The sequence below is a fragment of the Aeromicrobium sp. Root344 genome (genome assembly GCF_001425755.1).
Lineage (GTDB): Bacteria > Actinomycetota > Actinomycetes > Propionibacteriales > Nocardioidaceae > Aeromicrobium.
The window spans coordinates 670,865-694,178 of the sequence record NZ_LMDH01000001.1 but is presented as its reverse complement, the minus strand read 5'-3'; the positions used below and the strand labels follow the sequence as shown (position 1 = coordinate 694,178).

The window sequence follows — 23,314 nt, the reverse complement described above, 5'->3', positions numbered from 1 at the left end:
CGAAACCATGCCCACCCCCACCAAGGGACCTCGCCTCGGCGGTAGCCCGGCCCACCAGCGTCTGATCCTCGCCAACCTCGCGCAGAACCTGTTCGAGCACGGCAAGATCACGACGACCGAGGCCAAGGCCCGTCGTCTGCGTCCCTACGCAGAGGCGCTCATCACCAAGGCCAAGACCGACACGGTGGCCAACCGCCGCCAGGTCGTCAAGGTCATCCGTGACAAGAGCATCCTGCACACGCTGTTCACCGAGATCGGTCCCGCCATGGCGACCCGTCCCGGCGGCTACACGCGCATCACGAAGGTCGCGCCGCGCAAGGGCGACAACGCCCCCATGGCCGTCATCGAGATCGTCGAGGCCAAGCAGTTCGGCGCGCAGAACCAGACGCCCAAGAAGGCCAAGGCTGCTCCCAAGGCCGCCGCGCCCGTCGAGGAGCCGGCAGTCGAGGAGATCGAGGTCGTCGCGACCGAGGACCTGGGCACCGACGTGCCCGTCGACGCCACCGACGACGCTGCTGAGGCAGCCGAGACGGTCGCCGAGGCCACGGACACCGACGCCGCCGAGGAGGCTCCTGCAGAGGAGACCACCGAGGACGACGCCAAGTAGGCATCAGCTCGTCAGGAGGCCCGTCACCGCAAGGTGGCGGGCCTCCTGCCATCTGTCTCACCTCCGCTTCGCGTGACTCCCTGACTCGATAGGGTGTCCTGGTAGGCGCGGGCTCACAGGAGCCGCGCCCTTTCTTTGGGGGATCCACCCGTGTCGTTGCCTCGCCGCTCTCTGACCGTTGTCGCCGTCGCGACCCTGACCCTCGCCGGTCTCGGTGTGAACGCCACTGCGGCGCCGGTGGCTCCGTCGACGACAGCGGCGGGTCGCCCGGTCCCCGAGCAACGCGCCCCCGTGGCCCGCGGCCTGATCGTCCAGACCACGACGACGACACCGTCGGACGGCGCTCTCGCGGCGACCGACGACGCGCTGGGCTCGAAGGCTGATGTCGCGACAGACGACAAGCTGACCGGCAAGATCTCGACGATCGACTTCGACCAGACCGTCTCGACCGAGGTCGCTTCGAAGGTCGCCGACGAGGTCGCCAAGCGCGCCGACGTCGTCTGGGCAGCGCCCAACACCCTGCGCCAGCACCAGGCGGCGTCGCCGACCCCGGTCAACGATCCCTACTTCCCGAACCAGAGGAACGTGTGGGACTCGACCGCGACATCGCCGGCCGGCGGCTACAGCGTCAAGGCGCCCTCCCTGTGGCGGAAGACCACGGGCTCCGACTCCGCCCAGGTCGCCGTCCTGGACACCGGGATCCTCCCGAACCCCGACCTCGACGGACAGGTCGTCCCGGGCTGGGACATGATCAGCGCCGACAGCCCGATGGCGCTCAAGAACGCGGGAGACGGTGGCGGCCGCGACGGTGACCCGACCGACCCGGGAGACTGGGCAACGGCGGGCTACTGCGGTCGCAACTCGCCCGCCTATCCCAGCTCGTGGCACGGGACGTTCGTCGCCGGCCAGGTCGCGGCCAAGGCGGACAACGGCATCGGCATCGCCGGTGTCGCGCCGGGCGTCAAGGTCCAGCCCGTACGCGTGCTGGGTCACTGCGGCGGGTGGGACTCCGACATCATCGCCGGGATCACCTGGGCATCAGGCGGCCACGTGGCCGGCGTCCCGGACAACGCGACGCCGTCGCAGGTCCTCAACCTGTCCCTCGGCTCCACGTACGACACCAAGGCCGAGCGCGATGAGTTCTGTGTCCCCTACGCAGCGGCCGCGTCGGCAGCGCGCGCACGCGGGTCCGTGATCGTCGCCGCCGCCGGCAATGACGGGGCGAACGCGAACCTCGCCGTACCGGCTTCCTGCTCGGGATTCGTGTCGGTGGGTGCCACGAGCCTGAAGGGCTTCAGCTCGATCTACTCCAACATCGGGTCGACCGTGGACATCTCGGCACCCGGTGGCGACACCTTGGTCGAGGGTGCCGGCGACTCCGTCCTCGGGCTCGGCAACACGGGGAAGACCGGGGCAGCGGCCCCGGCGTACGTGCGCTACGAAGGCACCAGCATGGCGGCTCCGGAGGTCTCCGCCGGCGCCGCGCTCCTGCGCTCGTTGCTCGACACCGTGGGGACTCCGACGGCAAGCGAGGTCGAGACGGCGCTCTATGCCTCCGTGTCACCGTTCCGGGCGAAGTCCAGCACGTACGCCAACAAGCGCGTGGTGTTCAACGGAGACGCCTACTACGTCGACCTGAACTGCACGGGCCACTCGTGGTGCGGTCGCGGGCTGCTCGACCTGAGTCGGGTGGAGGTGCCCCTGACTCCGACCACGATCACCGGTGACGTGCGGATCGGCGAGCCGCTCACGGCCACGCCCGGATCGTGGGTCCGTGTTCCGGCCGACCCGTACTACATCTGGATGCGGGACGGGGAGCCGATCACCGGCGCCTACTCCAAGGTGTACCACCCGACTCAGCAGGATGTGGGCAAGTCGCTGACGGTCACGATCCAGCCGCGCATCTACCCGTTCTCCAAGTTCCCGTCGACCTCGGCGGCCACCGTGCCGGTCCCGGCCGGACCCGATGTCTGGATGACGACGAGTCCGGACCCGATCACGTACGGCAAACCGTTCACCACGACGGTCGAGGTCGTGGCCGACTACTACCAGCCGGACCAGGTCATCGACAACGGCGAGATCCAGATCCGGCGGGCCGACGGCACCGTGGTGGCGACCGGCACGACTCATGACGTGGCACCCCAGGACGGCCAGCCGAACCGGGTCGCCGCGGAGATCACGATCCCGGGCACAGCGTGGAAGCCGGGCACGGACCTGTTGCGGGCCGCCTACCTCGGTGCCGGTTCGACACCGGCGGCATCGTCCGAGCAGCAGCCGTTCGCGATACGCCGGGTCGTCCCGGCTGTCGCGACATCGCTCGCGACCAGGGTGCGGCACACCTCCCACGCCTCGGTGCGTGTCACGGTCACGGCACCACCGTTCAGCAACCCCGGGCCGACCGGCACGATCCAGGTCTTCGACGGATCGCGACGCATCGTCTCCACCACCTTGTACGGGAGTGCCCTCGGCAGGAAGACGATCAGGCTGCCGCTGCTGAAGAAGGGCGCGCACTCCATCAAGGTCAAGTTCGGCGGCAACACGTACGTGGCGTCGAAGTACTCGATCAGCCGGCGGATCACCTCCTACTAGCCGCGGCGGGTCTCCAGGACCCGGAAGCCCTTCTCGCTCGCGACGCGCTCGGTCGGCCAGCCCTGGTCGGTGAGCCAGCGCTGCAGCGAGTCAGCGCCGAGGTTCTTGCCGACCACGAGACGGGCGACGCCCTCGGGGGCGAGGCGGGGGAGCCACCTCAGCAGCAGGTCGTGGAGGGCCTGCTTGCCGATGCGGATCGGCGGGTTGGACCAGATCTCGTCGAGCACGAGGTCCGCCGGTACGTCATCGGGCAGCGCCGTGTGCACCGTGACGCCGAGACGGGACGCGTTGAGCGCGGTCAGCTCGAGCGCGCGCTCGTTGGGGTCGATCGCCCACACCGTCGCCCCGGCGCCTGCGAGGGCGCAGGCGATGGGTCCCCAGCCGCAGCCGAGGTCGAGGATCGTGCCGCCCGTCGGCGGGTTCGAGGTGCGCAACAGGACCGCAGTCGCCTTGTCGAGACCGTCGTGCGAGAACACCCCTGCCGACGTGGTGAACGTCAGCTCCTTGCCCCAGATCCGCGTCGTGACGTCCTGCCGCCGGTCGGGGACGGAAGGGCTGGCGTCGAAGTAGTGGTCCGGCACTGGCCCATTGTCTCAGCAGGTCTGGAAGACGTAGCCCGCAGCGCCGCGGGGCACCACGTCGCGGTCGCGCAGCATGATCGAGTGGGTGCCGGACCGCGCAGCGCAGGCGCGGCGGTAGGCGGCACGGCCGTTGTCGGTGTACTCGATCTCGATGACCCGGCGCCCGTACGTCGTGGTGTACGCCCCGCACTCCCGGTAGACCTCGCACTCCTCGGCCACGGCGAAGTCGAAGCCGATGCCCTTGCCGGACAGCTCCGGCGCGTTCTTCTGGGCGATGGTGAGCCCGGCACGATGCGCGTCACGGACGAGCAGCTTGGCGAACGCCACCGCGTGGGACTCGCGGAGCAGGCCGCGCGAGCGCGTCCAGGAGTCGAGGTTGTCCGGCTCGGTGCCCTGGAACCCGTCAGCCGCGCACTTCACGAACCACGCTCCAGCCACCGTGGCCAGCGTGGCGCGCTTGGCGGGCGTACGGATGTCCAGCAGGACTTCGTCGGGCCAGCCCGGATCGCGCACCAGCGTGCCGCTCGCGTTGCGCAGCAGCAGGTCAGGATGGTGCGCCTTCCACCAGGCGTACGAGCCGGGTTGGGTCTGGAACGCGTTGACGTAGCAGATCGAGTACGTCCCCTCAGCGGGCTTCTCGGTGCGGTCGCGGGTGACGACCTGGACGTTCGCCTCGGGAGCGTAGGCGCCGCCGAGCTGGTAGTCGGTGACACCCGCAACCGGTGGACTCGCCAGGAGGCCGAGGAGCGCGGTCAGCGCCGCGAGGAACGGGCTCACGGGGCGTGCCGCTTGCGCAAGGTCGCCGGTGCCGCGATGTGCCAGGCGTCCGCGATGAGCTCGAACAGCTCGTCGGCCCTGGCGAGCTCGAGGCGTACGAGGACGTAGTTGTAGCCGTCGTAGTGCGGGGTCGTGTAGTAGGCGGGGTCGTCACCGCCGGTGAGCGCCACCTTGTCGGACGTCGAGCACTTGATCGCGAGCCCACCGTCGTCCTCGGTGCGCAGCCGCGCCATGAGCTTGCCGGCGACCTTGAGGCACGGGGTCCCGTACGACGTCGACTCCGCGACCTCGGGCAGGGTCGCGGCGTACGCCACGACGTCTTCCCAGGTGACCCCCATGCCGATCAGTCTCTCATCGCGGTGGTCGGTCGATCGGATGCGCGAACTGGAGCTGGAGGCCCGCCTTGGCGCTGAGGTGGTCGCCGTCCGGGACGAACCCGGCCTTGGCGATGACGCCGAGCGAGGCCGCGTTGTCGGGGTTGATCCGGGCGATGACCCGGTCGACCCGGGCGTCCTGCGCGGCGCGCTCGAGCAGCAGGCGCACGACCTGGGACGCGTAGCCGCGGCGGCGCAGCTCGGGCGCGATGCTGTAGCCGAGCTCGACCTGGCCGTCGAGCGGCGCGCCCTTGAACCCGGCGTTGCCGATGGCCGCGCCGTGCATCACGACGGCCTGCATGAGCCAGTCGGCGTTGTCGGGCCGGCCCTCGAGCAGCGAGATCATGTAGTGCCAGATCTCGACCCGCTCGGCGAACCACGGACCCATCGTCAACCCGGTGAGCTGCTCGGCCTCGGTGACCTTCTCGGCCGCCAGTGCCTCGAACACGGGCAGCGTGAGGCGGACCAGGTGCAGCGTCATTCGTCCCTCCTGCGACGTGACTCGGCGGCGCGGGCGGCGAGCCCGGCGTCATCGGGGTAGACCACCTCCTCGAGCACGAGACCGTGCGGCGGCATGACCATGACCCGGGCGTCGCGCGTGGCCTTGGCGAGCACCTCGTCGGTCCACTCCGGCTCGTAGCGTCGCTCGCCGACCGCGACGAGCAGCCCCATCAGCGATCGCACCATCGAGTGGCAGAACGCGTCGGCGCGCACGGTTGTCTCGAGGCTGTCGCCGTCGCGCACGGTGCTGAGCTGGCGGAGCGTGCGAATCGTCGTCGCGCCCTCACGCTTCTTGCAGAACGAGGCGAAGTCGTGCTCGCCGACCAGGCGGTCGCCGGCGGCGTTCATGGCCTCGACGTCGAGCCGGCGGGGCCAGCGTACGACCGAGGTGCGGGTCAGCGGGTCGGGGCCGGGCGGGCCGTCGAACATCCGGTACGCGTAGCGGCGTTCCAGCGCTGCGAACCGGGCGTCGAAGCCATCGGCGGCCACGGTGAGCGACCGCAGCACGATGTCGTCGGGCAGCAACCGGCGCAACCGCCGCTCGAGGTGCCCCGGGTCGACGTCGTCGAGATCGACGTGGGCCACCTGCCCGCGCGCATGCACGCCGGCATCCGTGCGGCCGGCACATGTCAGCTGAGCCGACCGGGGGAGACGCAGGATCATCGCGATGGCGGCCTCGATCTCGCCCTGGACCGTGCGCAGGCCGGGTTGGACGGCCCATCCCCGGAAGCCGGTGCCGTCGTAGGAGAGGTCGAGTCGCAGTCGCACCCGGTCACGCTACCGGGCAGGTCAGCGCCACGAGTAGAAGGACCACGCCCCGAGGGCTGCGCCGATCGTGCCGAGCGCGGCATAGATGCCCCACCACAGCCCGGAATCGTTCGGCGCGCTGGTGGCGCCCTTGCCCGACGTCCACATCGCGCCGCGCGACATGACGATGACGACCAGCCCGGGCAACGCCATGAGCTCGAACACGATGCCGCAGATCAGCCACCCGGGGTCGACGCCACCGGGCCACTCGATCGCGTACTCCAGGAAGTTCCAGCCCAGCGAGCCGAACAGCAGCGTCCACATCGGGACGAGGAGGTTGGGCGCGCTGAGGCTGATCGCCACGAAGCTGCCGACGAACGTCGCCAGGATCATGACCGGGACCGCGATGCCGATGAAGCCGGCGCCGCCGGGGCACGGCTGCGCGCTGACGTACGGGCCACCGTCAGCGCACGAGCCGCCGACCTCCATGACGGCCCGCATGCTGAGGAACGCCCACGTCAGCGTGAGTGCGAGGACGACGACGCTGATGAGCAGCACTCCGAGCCGTCGTACCGGCACCGCGGTCAGCGTCTCGCTCATGCGGACACTGTGCCGCACCTTGACCTTGTCGAAGGGTCCTTTCGACAAGGTCACGGAACGAGCAGGTGGCGAGACCTACTTCCAGCGCTCCTCGGCGGGGACGAAGTCGAGCTGCCGGTCGCCGGTGTAGATCTGCTTGGGGCGAGCGATCTTCTGCTCCTTGTCGTCCACCAGCTCGAGCCACTGCGCGAGCCAGCCGGGCGTACGTCCGATGGCGAACAGCACCGTGAACATCTCGGGCGGGAACTGCAGCGCCTCGTAGATCAGGCCGGAGTAGAAGTCGACGTTGGGGTAGAGCTTGCGCTTGATGAAGTAGTCGTCCTCGAGAGCGATGCGCTCGAGCTCCTGCGCGATCTCCAGCAGCGGGTTGACGCCGGTGACCTCGAAGACGTCGTCGCAGGCCTTCTTGATGATCGTCGCGCGGGGGTCGAAGTTCTTGTAGACCCGGTGCCCGAAGCCCATGAGCTTCTCGTCGCCGTTCTTGACGCCCTCGATGAACGCCGGGATCTTGTCCTTGCTGCCGATGCGGCGCAGCATCTTGAGGACCGCCTCGTTGGCGCCACCGTGCAGCGGGCCGTAGAGGGCGGCGATGCCGGCGCTGACCGCCGAGTAGGGGTCGACCTGGCTCGACCCGACGGAGCGGACGGCGTTGGTCGAGCAGTTCTGCTCGTGGTCGGCGTGCAGGATCAGCAGGACGTCGAGGGCCTTGGCGAGCCGCGGGTCCGGGTCGTACTTGGGCTCGCTCATCTTGAACAGCATCGAGAGGAAGTTCTCGGTGTAGTTGAGGTCGTTGTCGGGGTAGACGTAGGGCTTGCCCTGCGCGTGCCGGAACGACCAGGCGCCCAGCGTGGGCATCTTGGCGATCATGCGGACGACCTGCTCGTGGCGGACGTCGGGATCGCTGATGTTGCGCGCCTCGGGATAGAACGTCGACAGCGCGCCGACGCTCGACAGCAGCATGCCCATGGGGTGCGCGTCGTAGCGGAAGCCCTGCATCAGCGACTTGACGTTCTCGTGCACGAACGTGTGGAACGTGATCTCGTGCACCCAGCGCTCGTGCTGCTCCTTGGTGGGCAGCTCGCCGTGGATCAGGAGGTAGGCCACCTCGAGGAACGTGGACTTCTCCGCGAGCTGCTCGATGGGGTAGCCGCGATACTCGAGGATGCCCTTGTCGCCGTCGATGTAGGTCACGGCGCTGCGGGTCGAGGCGGTGTTGGTGAAGCCGGGGTCGTAGACCGCGAGGCCGGGCTCGTCCGCGGACTTCCCGATCTGGTTGAAGTCACTCGCGCGGACGGTGCCGTCGGTGATCGGGAGCTCGTACTCCTCGCCCGTGCGGTTGTCGCGGACGGTCAAAGTCTGGTTTTCGGTCACGATGGGTCTCCTGTGACGGCGGGGAATTGCCCTGCTGCGAGGTGATGCAGCCATCAACCAACTTAGTGCGGGTCTGCAATTCACACGATCTGGGGTCGTGGGTGTGAGACGGGGGGCCACCTCGTTTTGACCCGAGTGGCTGCCGCCGGTTAACCTTGTGTGTCGTGTCTCCGTCGGCTTGAGCCGCGGATGCGACCGCCGAAAGTTTTGATCAACCGCCACACCACCAAGAACGAGAAGGTCACGCCGTGCGTACGTTCAGCCCCAAGCCGTCTGACATCACCCGTCAGTGGCACGTCATCGACGCCGAGGACATCGTCCTGGGCCGTCTCGCCGTCCAGGCTGCGACGCTGCTGCGCGGCAAGCACAAGCCGACGTACGCTCCTCACGTCGACGGTGGCGACTTCGTCATCATCGTCAACGCCGAGAAGGTCGCCCTGTCGGGCAACAAGCGCACCGACAAGCTGGCCTACCGCCACAGCGGCTACCCGGGCGGACTCAAGTCCATCGCCTACGGTGACCTGCTCGACAAGGATGCCCGCAAGGCGATCGAGAAGTCGGTGCGCGGCATGCTCCCCAAGAACCGTCTGGGTGATCAGTTGATCACGAAGCTCAAGGTCTACTCCGGCCCCGAGCACCCGCACCACGCCCAGAAGCCCCAGCCGTTCGAGATCACGCAGATCTCCCAGTAAAGAAGAGCATCGTGACTGAGACCAGCACCGAAGAGACCGAGTTCGAGACCAACGCCGAGGGTGTCGCATACACCTCGGAGACCGTTGGCTCCGCTGTCACCTCCGACAAGCCCGCGACGATCGCACCGGGTGCCGCGACGGGCCGCCGCAAGGAAGCCATCGCGCGCGTCCGCATCGTGCCGGGCACCGGCGTGTGGACCGTCAACGGCAAGCCGCTCGAGGAGTACCTCCCCAACAAGCTGCACCAGCAGATTGCCAAGGAGGCGTTCGCCGAGACCGGTCTGCAGGACCGCTTCGACGTCATCGCTCGCGTCACCGGTGGTGGCATGACCGGCCAGGCCGGCGCGCTGCGCCTCGGTGTGGCCCGCTCGCTCAACCAGATCGACGAAGAGGTCAATCGCCCGGTGCTCAAGAAGGCCGGACTCCTGACGCGCGACTCGCGCATCAAGGAGCGCAAGAAGGCTGGCCTCAAGAAGGCCCGTAAGGCTCCCCAGTACAGCAAGCGCTAGACCGCTGTGGGCCGGATCTTTGGCACAGATGGCGTTCGCGGACTTGCGAATCGTGATCTGACCGCAGAGCTGGCCGTCGACCTCGCGGTCGCGGCGGCCCACATCCTCGGTGAGGTCGGTGCTTTCGCCGACCAGCGTCCGACCGCAGTCGTTGCCCGCGATCCCCGCGCCTCAGGAGAGTTCCTGGAGGCTGCGGTGGTCGCGGGTCTTGCGTCTGCCGGGGTCGACGTGCACCGGCTCGGCGTCGTGCCGACCCCCGGCGCCGCCTACCTGACGTCCTATCTCCAGGCCGACATGGGCGTCATGATCTCGGCGAGCCACAACCCGATGCCTGACAACGGCATCAAGTTCCTCGCCCGCGGCGGCCTCAAGCTCGATGACGACCTCGAGCTGCAGATCGAGCAGCGTCTCGAGGAGCCCTGGGACCGGCCGACCGGGTCAGGCGTGGGTCGCATCGGCGACAGCCACGCGGGAGTCGGGGCATACGTCAAGCACCTCGTCGCGTCGTCCCCTGGCCCCCTCGACGGCCTCACGATCGTGCTCGACTGTGCCAACGGGGCGGCCTTCGAGGTCGGGCCCCAGGTCTTCGAGCAGCTCGGCGCCACGATCATCCCGATCCACGCCGAGCCCGATGGCCTCAACATCAACCTCAACTGCGGCTCCACGCACCTCGACGACCTGCAGAAGGCCGTCATCCACCACGGTGCTGACGCGGGCTTCGCCTTCGACGGCGACGCCGACCGTTGCCTGGCCGTGGATCACTCCGGTGCCGTCGTCGACGGTGACCAGATCCTCGCGATCCTGGGCATCGCCGCACGCGATGCCGGCCGGCTCGCCGACGACACGGTCGTGGCGACCGTCATGAGCAATCTCGGGTTCGTCCAGGCCCTGCACGCAGCCGGCATCACGGTGATCCAGACGGCGGTCGGCGATCGCTATGTCCTCGAAGCGATGCGCTCCGGCGGTTTCAACCTCGGTGGCGAGCAGTCGGGGCACGTCATCATGGCCGACTTCGCGACGACCGGCGACGGCGTGCTGACGGCGGTGCACCTCGCCTCGCGCATCCGCGAGACCGGCCAGACCCTCGAGGAGCTCGCGTCGGTCATGACGCGGTTGCCCCAGGTGCTGATCAACGTGCCCGACGTCGACAAGGCCCGTGCCGACACCGACCCCGTGCTGCAGGGCGAGGTGGCGATCGCCGCGGCGCGGCTCGGCGACAGCGGCCGCGTGCTGCTGCGCCAGTCCGGCACCGAGCCGCTCGTTCGCGTCATGGTCGAGGCGGCCACGCACGACGAGGCCACCGAGGTCGCGCAGCACCTCGCGGGAGTCGTCCGCTCGACCCTCGCGCTCTGACGGCGGCTACTGCTCGGACCAGACTCCCAGCTCGTTGCCGCTGGGATCGACGAAGTGGAGCCGGCGGCCACCGGGGAAGCCGTAGGGTCCGTTGACGATCTCTCCGCCGTTCGTCGCGATGGCCTCGGCGGTGGCGTCGAGATCGTCGGAGTAGAGCTGGACGAAGACGCCGCCGCGGCTCGGCGTGGCCTCGGGGTTGAGTCCGCCGACCTCGGCATCCTCCGGGGTGGCGCCCTGGATGCCGGCGTAGTCGGGTCCGTAGTCGTTGAACGTCCACCCGAACGTGCCGGCGTAGAACGTCTTGAGCCGGGCCAGGTCGGTGGCGGCGAGCTCGACGTAGTCGAGGCGGTGGTGTCGTGATGAGGTCATGTGTCGATGCTGCCGCTCGGCACCGACAGAAGGCGACGCGGCTTTCGTAGACTCGCGAGATGACGATCGTCGAGCTCCTCGATCCCGCGGACGACGACCAGTTCGCCGCCTTTCACGACGTCTACGTCGCCGGGCACGACGACGAGTGGGACCGGCCCTACACGGCGCGAGAGCAGCGAGCCGAGCTGCTGCAGGACGCGCCGCACCTCCAGATCGCGGGTGTCCTCGCCCGCGACGACTCCGGGGAGCCGGTGGGCATGGGCTACATCGAGATGCCGCAGAAGGACAATCTCGACCTCGGCTACGTCGACGTCGTCGTACGGCCGGAGCATCGCCGGCAGGGTCACGGCGCCGCGGTCCTGGCGCGGATCGCCGAGATCGCGCGGACGGCAGGCCGGCACACGTTGTACGTCGAGGTGCGATGGGACCTCGGTCAGGAGGGCTCCGGCCGCACGGCGTTCGCCGAGGCGATGGGCTTCCGCCGCGACCTCGTCGACGCGCACCGGGTGCTGACGCTGCCTGCGCAGCTCCCGGAGGCGCCGCCGCGCGACGGCTACACGCTGCACGCCTGGCGCGGCCCGTGCCCCGAGGAGTGGATCGACCAGTACGCCCGCCTGTTGTCGCTGATCGTGCAGGAGGCGCCCTCGGGCGACTATCCGCTCGAGAACGAGTTCTTCGACCGGGCCCGCATCCGCTCCGACGAGCGGCTCCTCCAGCAGCAGGGGCGGGTGATGCAGGTCGTGGCCGCCGTCTCTCCGGACGGCGTGCTGGCGGGCCACACGCAGCTGCAGCTCTCCGAGACCGACGCCCACAACGCGTACCAGTGGGACACCCTCGTGCTGGCCGACCACCGCGGGCACGGCCTCGGGCTCTCGCTGAAGGTGCGGGCGATGGAGGAGGCCGCGGACCTCCTCGCGACCCGGCGCCAGGTCCACACGTTCAACGCCGCGAGCAACGGGCCGATGATCGCCGTCAACGAGAGGCTGGGGTTCCGGCAGGTCGGCTGGCTCGGCGAGTACGTCCGAACGACTTGAGCCGGCCCCCATAAAAAGTCCAGACATTTTCCGCATTCGCGAGACAGGTTGCCTCGGCGTGCACTAGTTTTCGAACGCTTCTCGGGAACCATCCACAGGGAGAAGATCCTCATGCGTTCCACTCGTCTGCTCGGCGCCGCGATCCTCAGCAGCGCTGCACTCATCGCGGTCGGCGTCACGACCGCGGCCGCGAACGCGGCCAGCTCACGCGACCTCAACGTGTCGTACTCCAAGGTCATCAAGTACGAGAAGTTCTCGGCCTTCGGCACGCTCTCGACTCACAAGATCCGCACCGTCAAGCTGCAGTACCGCAACCACACGGACGACTCCTGGACCACCAAGTCGACCCAGCAAAGCAGCCTGTCCGGCAACTTCGAGTTCGCCCTCACGACGAGCCGCTCCCGCTACTACCGGTTCTACGCGCCGCCCAGCGGTGGTGACCCGGCGATCTCCGGCTACTCCAGGAAGGTCACGGTCGTGGCGCAATCGGTCACGTTCTTCGCGGTGACCCCGAGCTTCCAGTGCTCGAACGACGCGGGGAACATCACGATGTTCGCGCACTTCTACCCGGCGCGGCCCTACCGGTCGGTGCACTTCGCCACCTTCGGCGTCTCGCGGCAGGCGTACCAGGACGGCAAGGGCAACGCGGCGGTCAACTTCTATCCCGGCACCGCCGAGTACTCGTTCCCTGCGGTCGCGACGACGGACCTGGCCAGCGGTGCACCTGCCAAGAGCTCGGCACCGTTCACGTACTCGCAGTCGTTCTGCAACTTCTGATCGCTCAGATCTTGCGGAGGCGGACCCATTCGACCGAGTGATCGGGTCCCTTCCGCAGGACGAGCGATGCCCGGCCGCGGGTGGTCTGGATGTTCTCGCGCAGGTTGGGCAGGTTGATCGTGTCCCACAGCTCGCCTGCGCGGGCCTCCGCCTGCTCGTCGGTCAGCGCGCTGTAGCGGTGGAAGTACGACGCCGGGTCGGCGAACGCGGTCTTGCGCAGCGTGAGGAAGCGATCGACGTACCAGCGACGCAGGTCGCGTCCTGACGCGTCGACGTAGATCGAGAAGTCGAAGAAGTCGCTGACCGCCAGACCGGGGCTGCCGTCGCCGCGGGGCCGCGCCGGCGCGAGGACGTTGAGGCCCTCGACGATGACGATGTCGGGCGCCTTGAGCGTCACGACCTCCTCGGTGCGGTCGTAGGTGAGGTGCGAGTAGACCGGGGCCGAGACGACCTCGACGCCGGACTTGACCTCCATGACGAACCGGAGCAGCGCCTTGCGGTCGTACGACTCCGGGAATCCCTTGCGCTCCAGCAGCCCGCGGCGCTCGAGCTCGGCGTTGGGGAACAGGAAGCCGTCGGTCGTGACCAGGTCGACGACAGGGTGGTCGGGGGAGTGGGACAGCAGCTCCCTGAGCAGCCGCGCCGTGGTCGACTTGCCCACCGCGACCGATCCGGCGATGCCGATGACGAAGGGCGTGCGGTTGGCCTGCGGAGCGTGGAGGAACGCCTCGGTGGCCTGGTAGAGAGCGCCGGCGAGGCGTACGCGCATGCTGATGAGCTGCGTCATGGGCAGGTAGACCTGGCGGACCTCCTCGAGGTCCAGCTCGTCGCCCAGGCCCCGTACGCGCTCGATCTCGGCCGGTTGCAGCGGCTGCGGGGCGTCACCGGCGAGCGCGGCCCACGCGGCGCGTTCGAGCTCGACATACGGTGACTGGTCGCGCGTCATGCCGCCATTCTCGCGCCTGCCTCGTATGACGGGCACACGCGGTCCCCTCGCAGCCCTCACGCGACGGCGGCCGCCGCCCGTCCCGCCGGTAGTCTGGACCCCATGTGTGGAATCGTCGGATATGTCGGACAGCGCTCTGCGCTCGACGTCGTCATGGGTGGTCTGAGGCGTCTTGAGTACCGCGGATACGACTCCGGCGGAGTCGCCCTCGTCCATGAGGGCACGATCGTGTCGGCCAAGAAGGCCGGCAAGCTCGTCAACCTCGACGCCGAGCTCGAGGCCCGCCCGCTGCCGGTCGCGCACACGGGCATCGGCCACACCCGGTGGGCGACGCACGGTGCCCCCAACGACGTCAACGCGCACCCGCACCTGGACCAGTCCGGGCGCATCGCCGTGGTCCACAACGGCATCATCGAGAACTTCGCGACGCTGCGTGCCGGCCTCGAGGCGAGCGGCCACGAGCTGCTCTCCGAGACCGACACCGAGATCGTCGCGCACCTGCTGCACGACGAGCTCGAGCACACCGACGACCTGTCCGAGGCCGTACGCACCGTGTGCCGCAAGCTCGAGGGCGCGTTCACGCTCGTGATCTGCGACGCCGCCAGGCCGGACGTCGTCGTCGGCGCCCGTCGCAACTCGCCGCTGGTCGTCGGCCGCGGCGACGGAGAGAACTTCCTCGGCTCCGACGTCGCAGCGTTCATCGAGTTCACCCGCGACGCGATCGAGCTCGGCCAGGACCAGGTCGTCACGATCACGCCGGGCGACATCGTCGTGACCGACTTCGACGGCAACCCCGCGGAGACCAAGGAGTACCACGTCGACTGGGACGTGTCGGCCGCCGAGAAGGGTGGCTACGACTGGTTCATGCTCAAGGAGATCGCCGAGCAGCCGCAGGCCGTCGCGGACACCCTGCTGGGTCGGCACTCCGCCGACGGTCGCCTGCAGCTCGACGAGATGCGGCTGTCAGACAGCGAGCTGCGCGACGTCGACCGCATCATCATCGTGGCGTGCGGCACCGCGGCGTACGCGGGGCTCGTCGCCAAGTACGCCATCGAGCACTGGACCCGCATCCCGTGCGAGGTCGAGCTCGCCTCGGAGTTCCGCTATCGCGACCCGATCATCGACCGGTCGACGCTCGTCGTGTCGATCAGCCAGTCCGGCGAGACGATGGACACGCTCATGGCCGTCCGCTACGCCCGCCAGCAGAAGGCGCGCGTGCTGTCGATCTGCAACACCAACGGCTCGACGATCCCGCGCGAGTCCGACGCCGTGATCTACACGCACGCCGGTCCGGAGATCGCGGTCGCCTCGACCAAGGGCTTCCTCGCGCAGATCGTCGCCTGCTACCTGCTCGCGCTCTATCTCGCGCAGGTCAAGGGCACCAAGTACGGCGACGAGATCAGCGACATCATCGCCGACATCCAGCAGATCCCGGCGGCCGTGCAGCGGATGCTCGACGACGGCGACCAGATGCGCAAGCTCGCCGCCGATCTGGCAGGTTCGCGGTCGATCCTGTTCCTCGGCCGGCATGCGGGCTATCCGGTCGCGCTCGAGGGTGCGCTCAAGCTCAAGGAGCTGGCCTACATCCACGCCGAGGGCTTCGCCGCCGGTGAGCTCAAGCACGGGCCCATCGCGCTGATCGAGGAGGGCCTGCCGGTCTTCGTCGTCGTGCCGCCCAAGGGGCGTGACCAGCTGCAGGAGAAGACCGTCAGCTCGATCCAGGAGATCCGCGCCCGCGGCGCCCGCACGATCGTCCTCGCGGAGGACGGTGACGAGGACGTCGTGCCGTACGCGGACCATCTCGTCCGGCTGCCCAAGGTCCCGACGCTGTTGCAGCCCCTGGTCGCGGTCGTGCCGCTGCAGATCTTCGCCAGCGAGTTCGCCTCGGTGCTGGGCCACGACGTCGACCAGCCCCGCAACCTGGCCAAGTCCGTCACGGTCGAGTAGATGACCATTCTGGGCATCGGGGTGGACGTGGTGGATCTCGCGCGCTTCGCCGAGACCCTCGAACGTACGCCGACGATGCGCAGCCGGTTGTTCACCGACGCCGAGGCACACCTGCCGGTCGAGTCGCTCGCGGGGCGCTTCGCCGCCAAGGAGGCGTTCGTCAAGGCGCTGCGAGCACCTGCCGGCATGTCGTGGCAGGACATCGAGATCGTCAACGGCCCGCAAGGCGCACCCGAGTTCCAGCTCTACGGCGCGGCGCTGGACCGGGCCAAGGAGCTCGGCATCACGACGGCGCACCTGTCGATCTCCCACGACACGAGCGTGGCGACGGCCTTCGTGGTGGCTGAATGCTGAGTGCCCACACCGTCGGCGACATCCGTGCCGCCGAGGAGGCGCTTGCCGCGACGCTTCCTGAGGGTGAGCTCATGCAGAGGGCCGCGCGCGGGCTCGCCGACAGCCTGGGGCTGATCCCGGCCGGCGACGTCGTCGTGTGCCTGATCGGTCCGGGCAACAACGGCGGCGATGCGCTGTATGCCGCGACGCACCTCCTGGATCGCGGTGTGCGGGTCGACCTCTGCCTGCTCGACGAGTCCACGGTGCACGCCGAAGGGCTGGCGGCGGCTCAGGCTGCTGGGGCTCAGATCGTCGCGGCGCCCGGCGCGCAGCGTTGGTGCCTCGACGCGATCTTCGGCATCGGCGCGCGGCCGGGGCTCACCGGCAAGGCGGCGGACTGGGAGCGCTGGCTCGTCCAGGAGTCGCCCTACACGTTCGTGGTCGACGTGCCCTCGGGTGTCGACGTCGACGGGGCGACGCTGCCCGGCAGCCACGTCAGCGCGGAGGCGACGATCACGTTCGGGACCTACAAGAACGCCTTGCTCGCAGATCCCGCGGCCGACGCCGCCGGCGCTGTCTCGCTGGTCGACCTCGGGCTCGCCCCTCACCTGCCCACGCCGTCGATCGAGGCGATCGAGGCATTCGACGGTCACCTGCTCGACCCCGTGCTGCCGGGTCGCAGCTCGCACAAGTACTCCCGTGGCGTCCTGGGCATCGCCGCCGGTTCGGAGCAGTACGCCGGGGCGGCTCATCTCTGCGTCGCCGGCGCCCAGGCAGGGCTGGCGGGGATGATTCGATTCGTCGGCAGCACGGCACTCAGCCAGCGGGTCGTCGACCGGGCACCCGAGGTCGTGGCGGGGCGCGGCCGCGTGCAGGCCTGGGTCGTGGGTCCCGGCAGTGGCGACGACGCCGAGTCGCAGCTGGCGATGGCGCTGGAGGACCGCGTGCCAGTCGTGGTCGACGCGAGCGCGCTGCAGCACGTACCCGACCGGTTCGACGTCCCAGCACTCCTGACACCGCATGCCGGCGAGCTGGCCGCCATGATGGACACGACGCGCGAGCAGGTCGAGGCAGACCCGCTCGGGCACGCCACCGCGGCCGCCGAACGCTGGAACGCGACGGTGCTGCTCAAGGGCCGGCGGACGCTCGTCGCCCAGACCGGTGCGCCGACGCGGGTCAACCTCAGCGGGTCGGCCTGGCTCGGCACGGCGGGTGCCGGCGACGTGCTGGCCGGGTTCGCCGGCTCGTTGCTGGCCGCGGGACTCGACCCGCGTGACGCGGGCTCCGTCGCGGCCTACCTCCACGGCGTCGCCTCGGTCCAGGCCAATCCTGACGGCCCCATCGTGGCCACCGACGTCGCGTACGCGCTGCCGGCGGCGGTCGCTGCGTTCGTACGAGGGGACCTCGCGTGACCGCGCCACAGGCCGAGGCGGTCATCGACCTCGACGCGTTCCGGACCAACATCGCCGCGCTCAAGGCGTGCGCACCGCAGTCGGCGTTCATGACGGTGGTCAAGGCTGACGGCTACGGCCATGGTGCGGCGCAGGTGGCGCGGGCTGCGCGTGACGCCGGGTCCGAGTGGCTCGGTGTCGCGACCCTCGACGAGGCGCTTGCGCTGCGACGGGCCGGCGATCGCGGTGACCTGCTGTGCTGGCTCGCGGCGCCGGGTGCGGACTTCGCCGCGGTCATCGACGCCGGCGTCGAGGTCACGGCCTCGTCGTCCGACCAGCTGGCGGAGATCCTGGCGGCTCCGGCGACGGTACGTCCGAAGGTCCAGCTCAAGGTCGACACGGGGTTGTCGCGCAACGGTGCGTTCGGCGAGCAGTGGACCGAGCTCGTCGCGTCGGCCGCCGTCGCCCAGACGCGCGGTGCCGTCGAGATCACCGGCGTGTGGTCGCACTTCGCGTGCGCCGACGAGCCCGGGCACCCCGCCAACGACGCCCAGGAGGCTGCGTTCACCGCTGCGGTCGACGAGCTCAAGGCGGCCGGCATCACGCCGGCGCTGCGGCACCTCAGCAACTCCGCCGCGACGCTGACCCGGCCGTCGGCGCACTACGAGCTCGTCCGCGCCGGCATCGCGGCGTACGGCATCCGGCCCGATCCCGGCCTGACGTACGACACACCCCTGACCCCGGTCATGACGCTGCGGGCGCGCCTTGCCGCGGTCAAGCGCGTGCCGGCCGGCGCCAGCGTCTCCTACGGCCACACGTGGACCGCCGAGCGCGAGACCACACTCGGCCTCGTCCCGATCGGCTACGGCGAGGGCATCTTGCGCACGGCGTCCAACCTCGCCGAGGTCGGCTTCGCCGGCGGCCGCGCGCGCCAGGTCGGCGTGGTGTGCATGGACCAGTTCGTCGTCGACCTCGGCGACGCCGAGGCCTCGAGGGGTGACCTCGTCACGGTGCTCGGGCCGGGCACGGACGGTGAGCCGACCGCGGAGGACTGGGCCACGGCCGCGGGCACGATCGCGTACGAGGTCGTCACCCGCCTCGGCGGCCGCATCGAGCGTACGTACGTGGGGGAGTCTGCATGAGTCGTACGGCGAAGGTCGCGACCACGGCTGGCGCGTTCGTGGCCGCCGGCGTCGTCGCGACGCTGCTCAACGGCCGGCAGCGGCACCAGCGACGCCTGCGGCGCGGCGAGGACGTCGAGTTCGGCTCGGTCCACAGCGATCCCGTGCAGGTCACGGCCACCGACGGAGTGCTGCTCAACGTCGAGATCGACGAGGCCGAGCGCAAGACCCCGACAGTGGTGTTCGTGCACGGCTGGGTCGAGTCGATCGACGTGTGGCACTACCAACGGCTCGCCCTGCGCGGCAAGGTCCGCATGGTGTTCGTCGACCTGCGCTCGCACGGCGGGTCGGGTCGTTCGTACCTCGACAACTCGTCGATCCCGCACCTCGCCGACGACCTGCGCACGGTCATCAGCACGCTGGTGCCGCGTGGACCGATCGTGCTCGTCGGGCACTCGTTGGGTGCCATGGCGATCATGGAGCTGGCCGCGACGGAGCCCAAGCAGTTCGGCCGCCGGGTCAAGGGCGTCGTGCTGATCGCCACGAGCTCGGGCAGGCTGATGCGCAGCAGCCCGGCCCTGCGCTACCTGATCCCGTTCCTGCGCGTGGCGTCGCCCGTGCTGGACTGGGGGCGTACGTTCAACAGCTATTCGATCGTTCGGCGCTGGGGACTCGGCCCGAACGCGCAGGAGCGCCACGTCGACATGACCAACGAGCTGATCCTGAAGTCGCCGACCCACGTGTTGATGGACTTCTATCCCATCTTCGTCTCCCTCGACGTGACGTCCGGGCTCGAGGTCATGGGCCGGGCCACGACCGTGGTCGTCGGTGGCACGGCCGACCTGATCACACCGATCAAGCACAGCCGCCGCCTCGCGGAGGCGATCCCCGGTGCCAAGCTCGTCGCGCTCGACGACGTCGGCCACATGGTGATGTTCGAGGAGCACGAGAAGGTCACCGAGGTCATCGAGGACGTCCTGGAGGGACTGGCATGACGGCACTCAATGTCATCCACGCCGGGCCGGAGCACGCCCCGCAGATCGTCGACATCATCCACCGTTCGTTCGGGGCGCGTCCCGCCCTCGACCCGCCGTCGACGGCGTCGGAGGAGACCGTCGAGTCGGTCGCCGCAGTGCTCGGCACCGCCGGGGGACTGCTGGTCGAGCGTCGCGGGCTGCCCATGGGCGCGATGCTGTTCGACGAGTCGCGGCCCGGCCAGCTCGGCCTCAAGCGGGTCTGCGTCGATCCCGACATCCAGGCGCGCGGCGTCGCGTCCGCGATGGTCGGCGTTGCGGAGGACACCGCCGAGGAGCGGGGCAAGGACGGCATCTGGCTCGACGTGCGTGAGGAGCTGCCCGAGACGGTGCAGTTCTGGTCGCGGCGGCTCTACTACCCGGTCGGCCGCGATCGCCAGTTCATCGAGTTCGGCAAGACGCTGTGGCTGGCCCGTGAGGTGCCGACACCCGACGAGATGCACGATCTCGCCGCCAAGCTCTCGACCCTGCTGCGGCCCGGCGACCTGCTCGTCCTGTCGGGTGACCTCGGCGCCGGCAAGACGACGTTCACCCAAGGCCTCGGCGAAGCGCTGAGCGTACGCGGTCCGATCACGTCGCCGACGTTCGTCATCGCCCGTACGCATCCGTCGCTCGCCGACGGCCCGCCGCTCGTGCACGTCGACGCCTATCGGCTCGGGAGCGCCGCCGAGCTCGACGACATCGACCTCGACGCCACGACGGAGGAAGCCGTCACGGTCGTCGAGTGGGGCGACGGCATGGCCGAACAGCTCTCGGACAGCTGGCTGCACGTACGCATCGAGGTACGCGGCGCGCGTCCCATCGACCCGCTCGGCACGCCGCACGAAGGTGACCTCGTCGACGAGGCAGAGCCGCGCGTCGTGACGGTCAAGCCTCACGGTCCTCGCTGGGTCGGCGTGCCGCTGCGCTCGACCCTCCTCTCCTGACCCTCGCTCACTGGTCAGCGTTAGGGTTCATGGCGTGCTGCTGCTTGCGTTCGACACCGCCACCCCGGCCATCACGGTCGCCGTCCACGACGGCGAGCGCGTCGTCGGCGAAGCTGCTGGCGAGGGCGCGATGGCGCACGGCGAGCTGCTCGCGCCGGCGATCAGGGACGCCGTCGCCCAGGCCGGCGCCACGATGGCCGATCTCACCGACGTCGCGGTCGGCGTGGGACCCGGGCCGTTCACCGGTCTGCGGGTCGGTGTCGTCACGGCGCTGACCCTCGGGTCGACGCTGGGCCTGACGACGCACGGCGTCTGCACGCTCGACATCATCGCGGCCGACACCCAGGTCGAGGGCGAGTTCCTGGTCGCCACGGATGCGCGCCGCAAGGAGGTCTACTGGGCTCGCTACGGAGCCGATCACGTACGCCTCGACGGTCCACATGTCGACTTCCCGGCCGACCTCGCGAGCCGGCACCCCGACCTTCCGACGTACGGGCGCGGTGCCCAGCTCTACGACGGTGTCCTGCGTGCGGCCGGGGAGGCGAACGATCCGCGCGCGGCGGCGCTGGCCCGGATCGTCGTCGCCGGCACGGCGCAGGTGCTGCCGCTCGAGCCGCTCTACCTGCGGCGCCCCGACGCCACCCCATCGGTGACGACCAAGCGCGCATGATCCGTCGCGCCGTCCTCGCCGACGTCGATGCGGTCGTGGTGATCGAGCGTGCCTGCTTCGGCGCGGACGCGTGGAGCGAGACGCTCGTCACCGCTGCCGTCGAAGGGGGGCGCAGCACCGTCCTGATCGACGACCTCGACGCGTACGGGGTGATCGGGGTCGCCGGCGACGTCGCCGATCTCGAGCGCATCGCCGTCATGCCGTCTCGCCGACGTCAGGGCGTCGCGGGCCGGGTCCTCGACGCCCTGTGTGCCGCCGCCCGCGAGCAGGAGGCGGACCGCATGCTGCTCGAGGTCGCTGCCGACAACGCCGCGGCGATCGCGTTCTACGCCGCGCACGGGTTCACGACGATCAGCCGGCGCACCGGCTACTACCGTGGCGGCATCGACGCGCTCGTCATGCAGCTCGAGCTCCAGGAGGACCGATGAGGAAGAACGTCAGCTCACCATCACCGTTCGAGGACGTCGTGGGCTACTCCCGCGCCGTCCGAGTCGGCAACAGCGCCTGGGTCGCCGGCACCACCGCGACGGTTCGGGGCGAGGTCGTCGGGGTCGGCGACGCGTACGAGCAGGCCCGGGTGGCGTTCGGCATCGCGCTGGCGGCGCTCGGCACGGCCGGGCTCGAGACGCAGCACGTCGTCCGTACGCGGATGTACGTCACCGACATCGCCGACTTCGACGCGGTCGGCCGGGCGCACAAGGAGCTCTTCGACGTCGTACGTCCGGTGGCCACGATGGTGCAGGTCGTGGCACTGGCCCGGCCCGAGCACCTCGTGGAGGTCGAGATCGACGCACACATTGCGCCTTCGGGGTGGCGTGGAAGGCTGGGGACATGACCGAGACCCCAGACTTCGACGACAACCTCGACGACGGCGACCACGGACCCGACCAGGACGCGATCTTCGATGATCCCGACGAGACGCTCGACTCCGGCTACTCGCCCCCGGAGAGCTATCGGGGCGAGGGATTCGGCACGACCGCGGACGAGGCCCAGCAGGGCGAGTCGCTGGACGAACGCCTGCGCCAGGAGGAGCCCGACGCCGACCCCTACGCCGAGCAGGGCGAGGATCTCGACGACGGCGAGGTCGGCACCGAGCGCGCGGGCCGCCTGGTCGATCCCGACGAGGGTTTCGGCGAGGACACCGAGAAGGACCTCGTCGGCGAGGATGTCGGCATCGACGGCGCCGGTGCGAGCGCCGAGGAAGCCGCCGTCCATGTCGTGGAGGAGGACTGAGCGGGACCAGGCGTGAGCCTGCTCTCGATCATCGCCTCGGTGCACACGTGTCCACTAAGGTGACCTGATGCGCGACATCACGTACCCCCCGGTGATCCTGACCGCCAAGACACTCTTCAAGGCCCTCGGGATGACGTTCCAGATGTCGGGCACCGAGCACATCCCGCGCACCGGCGGCGCGATCCTCGCCGCCAACCACATCGGCTACGTCGACTTCATCTTCGACGGCTTCGCCGCGCATCCCAGCGGTCGCCTCGTGCGCTTCATGGCCAAGAAGGACGCCTTCGACCACAAGATCTCCGGCCCGATCATGCGGTCCCTGCACCACATCTCGGTCGATCGCGACAACGGCCAGGCATCGTACGAGCAAGCGGTCGAGTACGCCCGCAACGGCGAGATCGTCGGCATCTTCCCCGAGGCCACGATCAGTCGCTCGTTCGAGATCAAGGAGCTCAAGACCGGCGCCGTACGCATGGCCGCCGAGGCCGGCGTGCCGCTGATCCCCATGGTCACGTGGGGGACCCAGCTGCTCAAGACCAAGGACCACCCGTCCGACCTCAAGGGTCGCGGCAAGACGATCGGACTGCACGTCGGCGAGCCGCTCGCGGTGACGGGCGAGGACCCGGTCGCCGAGACCGCCCGACTCCGCGAGGCGATGACGGCGCTGCTCGACAAGGCGATCGCCGACTATCCCATCAGCCCCGAGGGCAAGTGGTGGGCGCCCGCCCGGCACGGCGGCACGGCTCCGACGTTGGAGCAGGCCAAGAAGCTCGACGAGGAAGAGCTGATCGCCCGCGCCGCGCGCCGGGCCGCCAAGAACGCCGAGTAGGAC

General features: G+C 69.6%; 27 protein-coding genes. 18 read left to right on the top strand and 9 right to left on the bottom strand.

From position 1 onward, the window contains the following. The first annotated feature begins 7 nt into the window (after positions 1-7). Together rplQ and ASC61_RS03385 are read left to right on the top strand one after the other, a co-directional pair. A complete protein-coding gene (gene rplQ / locus ASC61_RS03390; protein WP_056209363.1) occupies positions 8-607 on the top strand; it encodes a 50S ribosomal protein L17 in 600 nt (199 codons plus the stop codon). 150 nt (positions 608-757) lie between these two features. Further along, positions 758-3,196, top strand: coding sequence for a S8 family serine peptidase (locus ASC61_RS03385; protein WP_056209361.1), 2,439 nt, complete (start codon positions 758-760; stop codon positions 3,194-3,196). Here ASC61_RS03385 and ASC61_RS03380 read toward each other — a convergent pair. The 7 genes from ASC61_RS03380 to ASC61_RS03350 all read right to left on the bottom strand — a co-directional run bounded on the left by ASC61_RS03380 (position 3,193) and on the right by ASC61_RS03350 (position 8,147). Then, on the bottom strand, positions 3,193-3,777 hold the full coding sequence (locus ASC61_RS03380) for a class I SAM-dependent methyltransferase (protein ID WP_056209358.1): 585 nt from the start codon (positions 3,775-3,777) through the stop codon (positions 3,193-3,195). The genes ASC61_RS03385 and ASC61_RS03380 overlap by 4 nt on opposite strands. Before the next feature lie 12 nt (positions 3,778-3,789). Then, on the bottom strand, positions 3,790-4,554 hold the full coding sequence (locus ASC61_RS03375) for an endo alpha-1,4 polygalactosaminidase (RefSeq protein ID WP_200935385.1): 765 nt from the start codon (positions 4,552-4,554) through the stop codon (positions 3,790-3,792). Continuing rightward, on the bottom strand, positions 4,551-4,892 hold the full coding sequence (locus tag ASC61_RS03370) for an MmcQ/YjbR family DNA-binding protein (protein WP_056209354.1): 342 nt from the start codon (positions 4,890-4,892) through the stop codon (positions 4,551-4,553). The genes ASC61_RS03375 and ASC61_RS03370 overlap by 4 nt, the downstream gene beginning before the upstream one ends. 13 nt (positions 4,893-4,905) lie before the next feature. Beyond that, on the bottom strand, positions 4,906-5,409 hold the full coding sequence (locus tag ASC61_RS03365) for a GNAT family N-acetyltransferase (RefSeq protein WP_056209351.1): 504 nt from the start codon (positions 5,407-5,409) through the stop codon (positions 4,906-4,908). After that, positions 5,406-6,197 (bottom strand): tRNA pseudouridine(38-40) synthase TruA, encoded by a 792-nt coding sequence (truA, locus tag ASC61_RS03360; protein WP_056209348.1) that lies wholly within the window; start codon positions 6,195-6,197, stop codon positions 5,406-5,408. Before truA ends, ASC61_RS03365 begins: the two co-directional genes overlap by 4 nt. A gap of 21 nt (positions 6,198-6,218) precedes the next feature. Then, on the bottom strand, positions 6,219-6,776 hold the full coding sequence (locus ASC61_RS03355; protein ID WP_157439359.1) for a hypothetical protein: 558 nt from the start codon (positions 6,774-6,776) through the stop codon (positions 6,219-6,221). Between the two features lie 75 nt (positions 6,777-6,851). Beyond that, positions 6,852-8,147 carry a citrate synthase gene (locus ASC61_RS03350; protein ID WP_056209344.1) on the bottom strand — a complete coding sequence of 432 codons (1,296 nt, stop codon included), beginning with the start codon at positions 8,145-8,147 and terminating at the stop codon, positions 6,852-6,854. 248 nt (positions 8,148-8,395) lie between these two features. Between ASC61_RS03350 and rplM the strand changes: the two genes are divergently transcribed. The 3 genes from rplM to glmM are packed head-to-tail and all read left to right on the top strand — an operon-like array spanning position 8,396 to position 10,701. Next, on the top strand, positions 8,396-8,839 hold the full coding sequence (gene rplM, locus ASC61_RS03345) for a 50S ribosomal protein L13 (RefSeq protein ID WP_056209342.1): 444 nt from the start codon (positions 8,396-8,398) through the stop codon (positions 8,837-8,839). A gap of 11 nt (positions 8,840-8,850) precedes the next feature. Continuing rightward, entirely contained in the window at positions 8,851-9,348 is a 498-nt protein-coding gene (gene rpsI / locus ASC61_RS03340; RefSeq protein WP_056209340.1) for a 30S ribosomal protein S9, read from the top strand. A gap of 6 nt (positions 9,349-9,354) precedes the next feature. Further along, complete coding sequence (gene glmM, locus ASC61_RS03335) at positions 9,355-10,701, top strand: phosphoglucosamine mutase (RefSeq protein ID WP_056209338.1); 1,347 nt, start codon at positions 9,355-9,357, stop codon at positions 10,699-10,701. Between the two features lie 6 nt (positions 10,702-10,707). Here the strand turns inward: glmM and ASC61_RS03330 are convergent, their stop codons facing one another. Beyond that, positions 10,708-11,070 carry a VOC family protein gene (locus ASC61_RS03330; protein ID WP_056209333.1) on the bottom strand — a complete coding sequence of 121 codons (363 nt, stop codon included), beginning with the start codon at positions 11,068-11,070 and terminating at the stop codon, positions 10,708-10,710. A gap of 59 nt (positions 11,071-11,129) precedes the next feature. On the opposite strand from ASC61_RS03330, the gene ASC61_RS03325 reads away from it, so the two are divergent. Both ASC61_RS03325 and ASC61_RS03320 read left to right on the top strand, forming a co-directional pair. Further along, entirely contained in the window at positions 11,130-12,104 is a 975-nt protein-coding gene (locus ASC61_RS03325) for a GNAT family N-acetyltransferase (RefSeq protein WP_056209331.1), read from the top strand. A 111-nt stretch (positions 12,105-12,215) separates the two neighbouring features. After that, positions 12,216-12,881 (top strand): hypothetical protein, encoded by a 666-nt coding sequence (locus tag ASC61_RS03320; RefSeq protein ID WP_056209327.1) that lies wholly within the window; start codon positions 12,216-12,218, stop codon positions 12,879-12,881. Between the two features lie 4 nt (positions 12,882-12,885). On the opposite strand, the gene coaA is transcribed toward ASC61_RS03320, so the two are convergent. Further along, entirely contained in the window at positions 12,886-13,827 is a 942-nt protein-coding gene (coaA, locus tag ASC61_RS03315) for a type I pantothenate kinase (protein WP_056209324.1), read from the bottom strand. 102 nt (positions 13,828-13,929) lie between these two features. Here coaA and glmS point away from each other — a divergent pair, with 102 nt between their 5' ends. The 11 genes from glmS (at position 13,930) to ASC61_RS03260 (ending at position 23,311) form a co-directional block, all read left to right on the top strand. Then, positions 13,930-15,774, top strand: a complete 1,845-nt coding sequence (gene glmS, locus ASC61_RS03310; RefSeq protein ID WP_056209320.1) for a glutamine--fructose-6-phosphate transaminase (isomerizing) — start codon at positions 13,930-13,932, stop codon at positions 15,772-15,774. Then, positions 15,775-16,128 (top strand): holo-ACP synthase, encoded by a 354-nt coding sequence (locus ASC61_RS03305; protein WP_056209317.1) that lies wholly within the window; start codon positions 15,775-15,777, stop codon positions 16,126-16,128. Continuing rightward, on the top strand, positions 16,122-17,519 hold the full coding sequence (locus ASC61_RS03300) for a bifunctional ADP-dependent NAD(P)H-hydrate dehydratase/NAD(P)H-hydrate epimerase (protein WP_056209313.1): 1,398 nt from the start codon (positions 16,122-16,124) through the stop codon (positions 17,517-17,519). The genes ASC61_RS03305 and ASC61_RS03300 overlap by 7 nt, the downstream gene beginning before the upstream one ends. Next, positions 17,516-18,640: an alanine racemase gene (gene alr, locus ASC61_RS03295; RefSeq protein WP_056209309.1), complete on the top strand. Its 1,125-nt coding sequence runs from the start codon at positions 17,516-17,518 to the stop codon at positions 18,638-18,640. The genes ASC61_RS03300 and alr overlap by 4 nt, the downstream gene beginning before the upstream one ends. After that, a complete protein-coding gene (locus ASC61_RS03290; RefSeq protein WP_056209306.1) occupies positions 18,637-19,614 on the top strand; it encodes an alpha/beta fold hydrolase in 978 nt (325 codons plus the stop codon). Before alr ends, ASC61_RS03290 begins: the two co-directional genes overlap by 4 nt. After that, positions 19,611-20,579 (top strand): tRNA (adenosine(37)-N6)-threonylcarbamoyltransferase complex ATPase subunit type 1 TsaE, encoded by a 969-nt coding sequence (gene tsaE, locus ASC61_RS19275; protein ID WP_082530424.1) that lies wholly within the window; start codon positions 19,611-19,613, stop codon positions 20,577-20,579. Before ASC61_RS03290 ends, tsaE begins: the two co-directional genes overlap by 4 nt. 34 nt (positions 20,580-20,613) lie before the next feature. Next, positions 20,614-21,249: a tRNA (adenosine(37)-N6)-threonylcarbamoyltransferase complex dimerization subunit type 1 TsaB gene (gene tsaB, locus ASC61_RS03280; RefSeq protein ID WP_056209303.1), complete on the top strand. Its 636-nt coding sequence runs from the start codon at positions 20,614-20,616 to the stop codon at positions 21,247-21,249. Beyond that, entirely contained in the window at positions 21,246-21,677 is a 432-nt protein-coding gene (locus ASC61_RS03275) for a GNAT family N-acetyltransferase (RefSeq protein ID WP_056209299.1), read from the top strand. The genes tsaB and ASC61_RS03275 overlap by 4 nt, the downstream gene beginning before the upstream one ends. Further along, positions 21,674-22,084 carry a RidA family protein gene (locus tag ASC61_RS03270; protein ID WP_056209296.1) on the top strand — a complete coding sequence of 137 codons (411 nt, stop codon included), beginning with the start codon at positions 21,674-21,676 and terminating at the stop codon, positions 22,082-22,084. Before ASC61_RS03275 ends, ASC61_RS03270 begins: the two co-directional genes overlap by 4 nt. Continuing rightward, positions 22,081-22,482 carry a DUF5709 domain-containing protein gene (locus tag ASC61_RS03265; RefSeq protein ID WP_056209293.1) on the top strand — a complete coding sequence of 134 codons (402 nt, stop codon included), beginning with the start codon at positions 22,081-22,083 and terminating at the stop codon, positions 22,480-22,482. Before ASC61_RS03270 ends, ASC61_RS03265 begins: the two co-directional genes overlap by 4 nt. A gap of 67 nt (positions 22,483-22,549) precedes the next feature. After that, complete coding sequence (locus tag ASC61_RS03260) at positions 22,550-23,311, top strand: lysophospholipid acyltransferase family protein (protein WP_056209290.1); 762 nt, start codon at positions 22,550-22,552, stop codon at positions 23,309-23,311. Positions 23,312-23,314: the final 3 nt, after the last annotated feature.

What these genes read in the sequence shown, in the direction of transcription:
- rplQ (WP_056209363.1), top strand. Translation starts at nt 8, where the DNA reads ATGCCCACCCCCACCAAGGGACCTCGCCTCGGCGGTAGCCCGGCCCAC.
- ASC61_RS03370 (WP_056209354.1), bottom strand. Translation starts at nt 4,892, where the DNA reads ATGGGGGTCACCTGGGAAGACGTCGTGGCGTACGCCGCGACCCTGCCC.
- ASC61_RS03365 (WP_056209351.1), bottom strand. Translation starts at nt 5,409, where the DNA reads ATGACGCTGCACCTGGTCCGCCTCACGCTGCCCGTGTTCGAGGCACTG.
- ASC61_RS03355 (WP_157439359.1), bottom strand. Translation starts at nt 6,776, where the DNA reads ATGAGCGAGACGCTGACCGCGGTGCCGGTACGACGGCTCGGAGTGCTG.
- ASC61_RS03330 (WP_056209333.1), bottom strand. Translation starts at nt 11,070, where the DNA reads ATGACCTCATCACGACACCACCGCCTCGACTACGTCGAGCTCGCCGCC.
- ASC61_RS03325 (WP_056209331.1), top strand. Translation starts at nt 11,130, where the DNA reads ATGACGATCGTCGAGCTCCTCGATCCCGCGGACGACGACCAGTTCGCC.
- ASC61_RS03320 (WP_056209327.1), top strand. Translation starts at nt 12,216, where the DNA reads ATGCGTTCCACTCGTCTGCTCGGCGCCGCGATCCTCAGCAGCGCTGCA.
- coaA (WP_056209324.1), bottom strand. Translation starts at nt 13,827, where the DNA reads ATGACGCGCGACCAGTCACCGTATGTCGAGCTCGAACGCGCCGCGTGG.
- glmS (WP_056209320.1), top strand. Translation starts at nt 13,930, where the DNA reads ATGTGTGGAATCGTCGGATATGTCGGACAGCGCTCTGCGCTCGACGTC.
- ASC61_RS03305 (WP_056209317.1), top strand. Translation starts at nt 15,775, where the DNA reads ATGACCATTCTGGGCATCGGGGTGGACGTGGTGGATCTCGCGCGCTTC.
- ASC61_RS03300 (WP_056209313.1), top strand. Translation starts at nt 16,122, where the DNA reads ATGCTGAGTGCCCACACCGTCGGCGACATCCGTGCCGCCGAGGAGGCG.
- ASC61_RS03290 (WP_056209306.1), top strand. Translation starts at nt 18,637, where the DNA reads ATGAGTCGTACGGCGAAGGTCGCGACCACGGCTGGCGCGTTCGTGGCC.
- tsaE (WP_082530424.1), top strand. Translation starts at nt 19,611, where the DNA reads ATGACGGCACTCAATGTCATCCACGCCGGGCCGGAGCACGCCCCGCAG.
- ASC61_RS03275 (WP_056209299.1), top strand. Translation starts at nt 21,246, where the DNA reads ATGATCCGTCGCGCCGTCCTCGCCGACGTCGATGCGGTCGTGGTGATC.
- ASC61_RS03270 (WP_056209296.1), top strand. Translation starts at nt 21,674, where the DNA reads ATGAGGAAGAACGTCAGCTCACCATCACCGTTCGAGGACGTCGTGGGC.
- ASC61_RS03265 (WP_056209293.1), top strand. Translation starts at nt 22,081, where the DNA reads ATGACCGAGACCCCAGACTTCGACGACAACCTCGACGACGGCGACCAC.
- ASC61_RS03260 (WP_056209290.1), top strand. Translation starts at nt 22,550, where the DNA reads ATGCGCGACATCACGTACCCCCCGGTGATCCTGACCGCCAAGACACTC.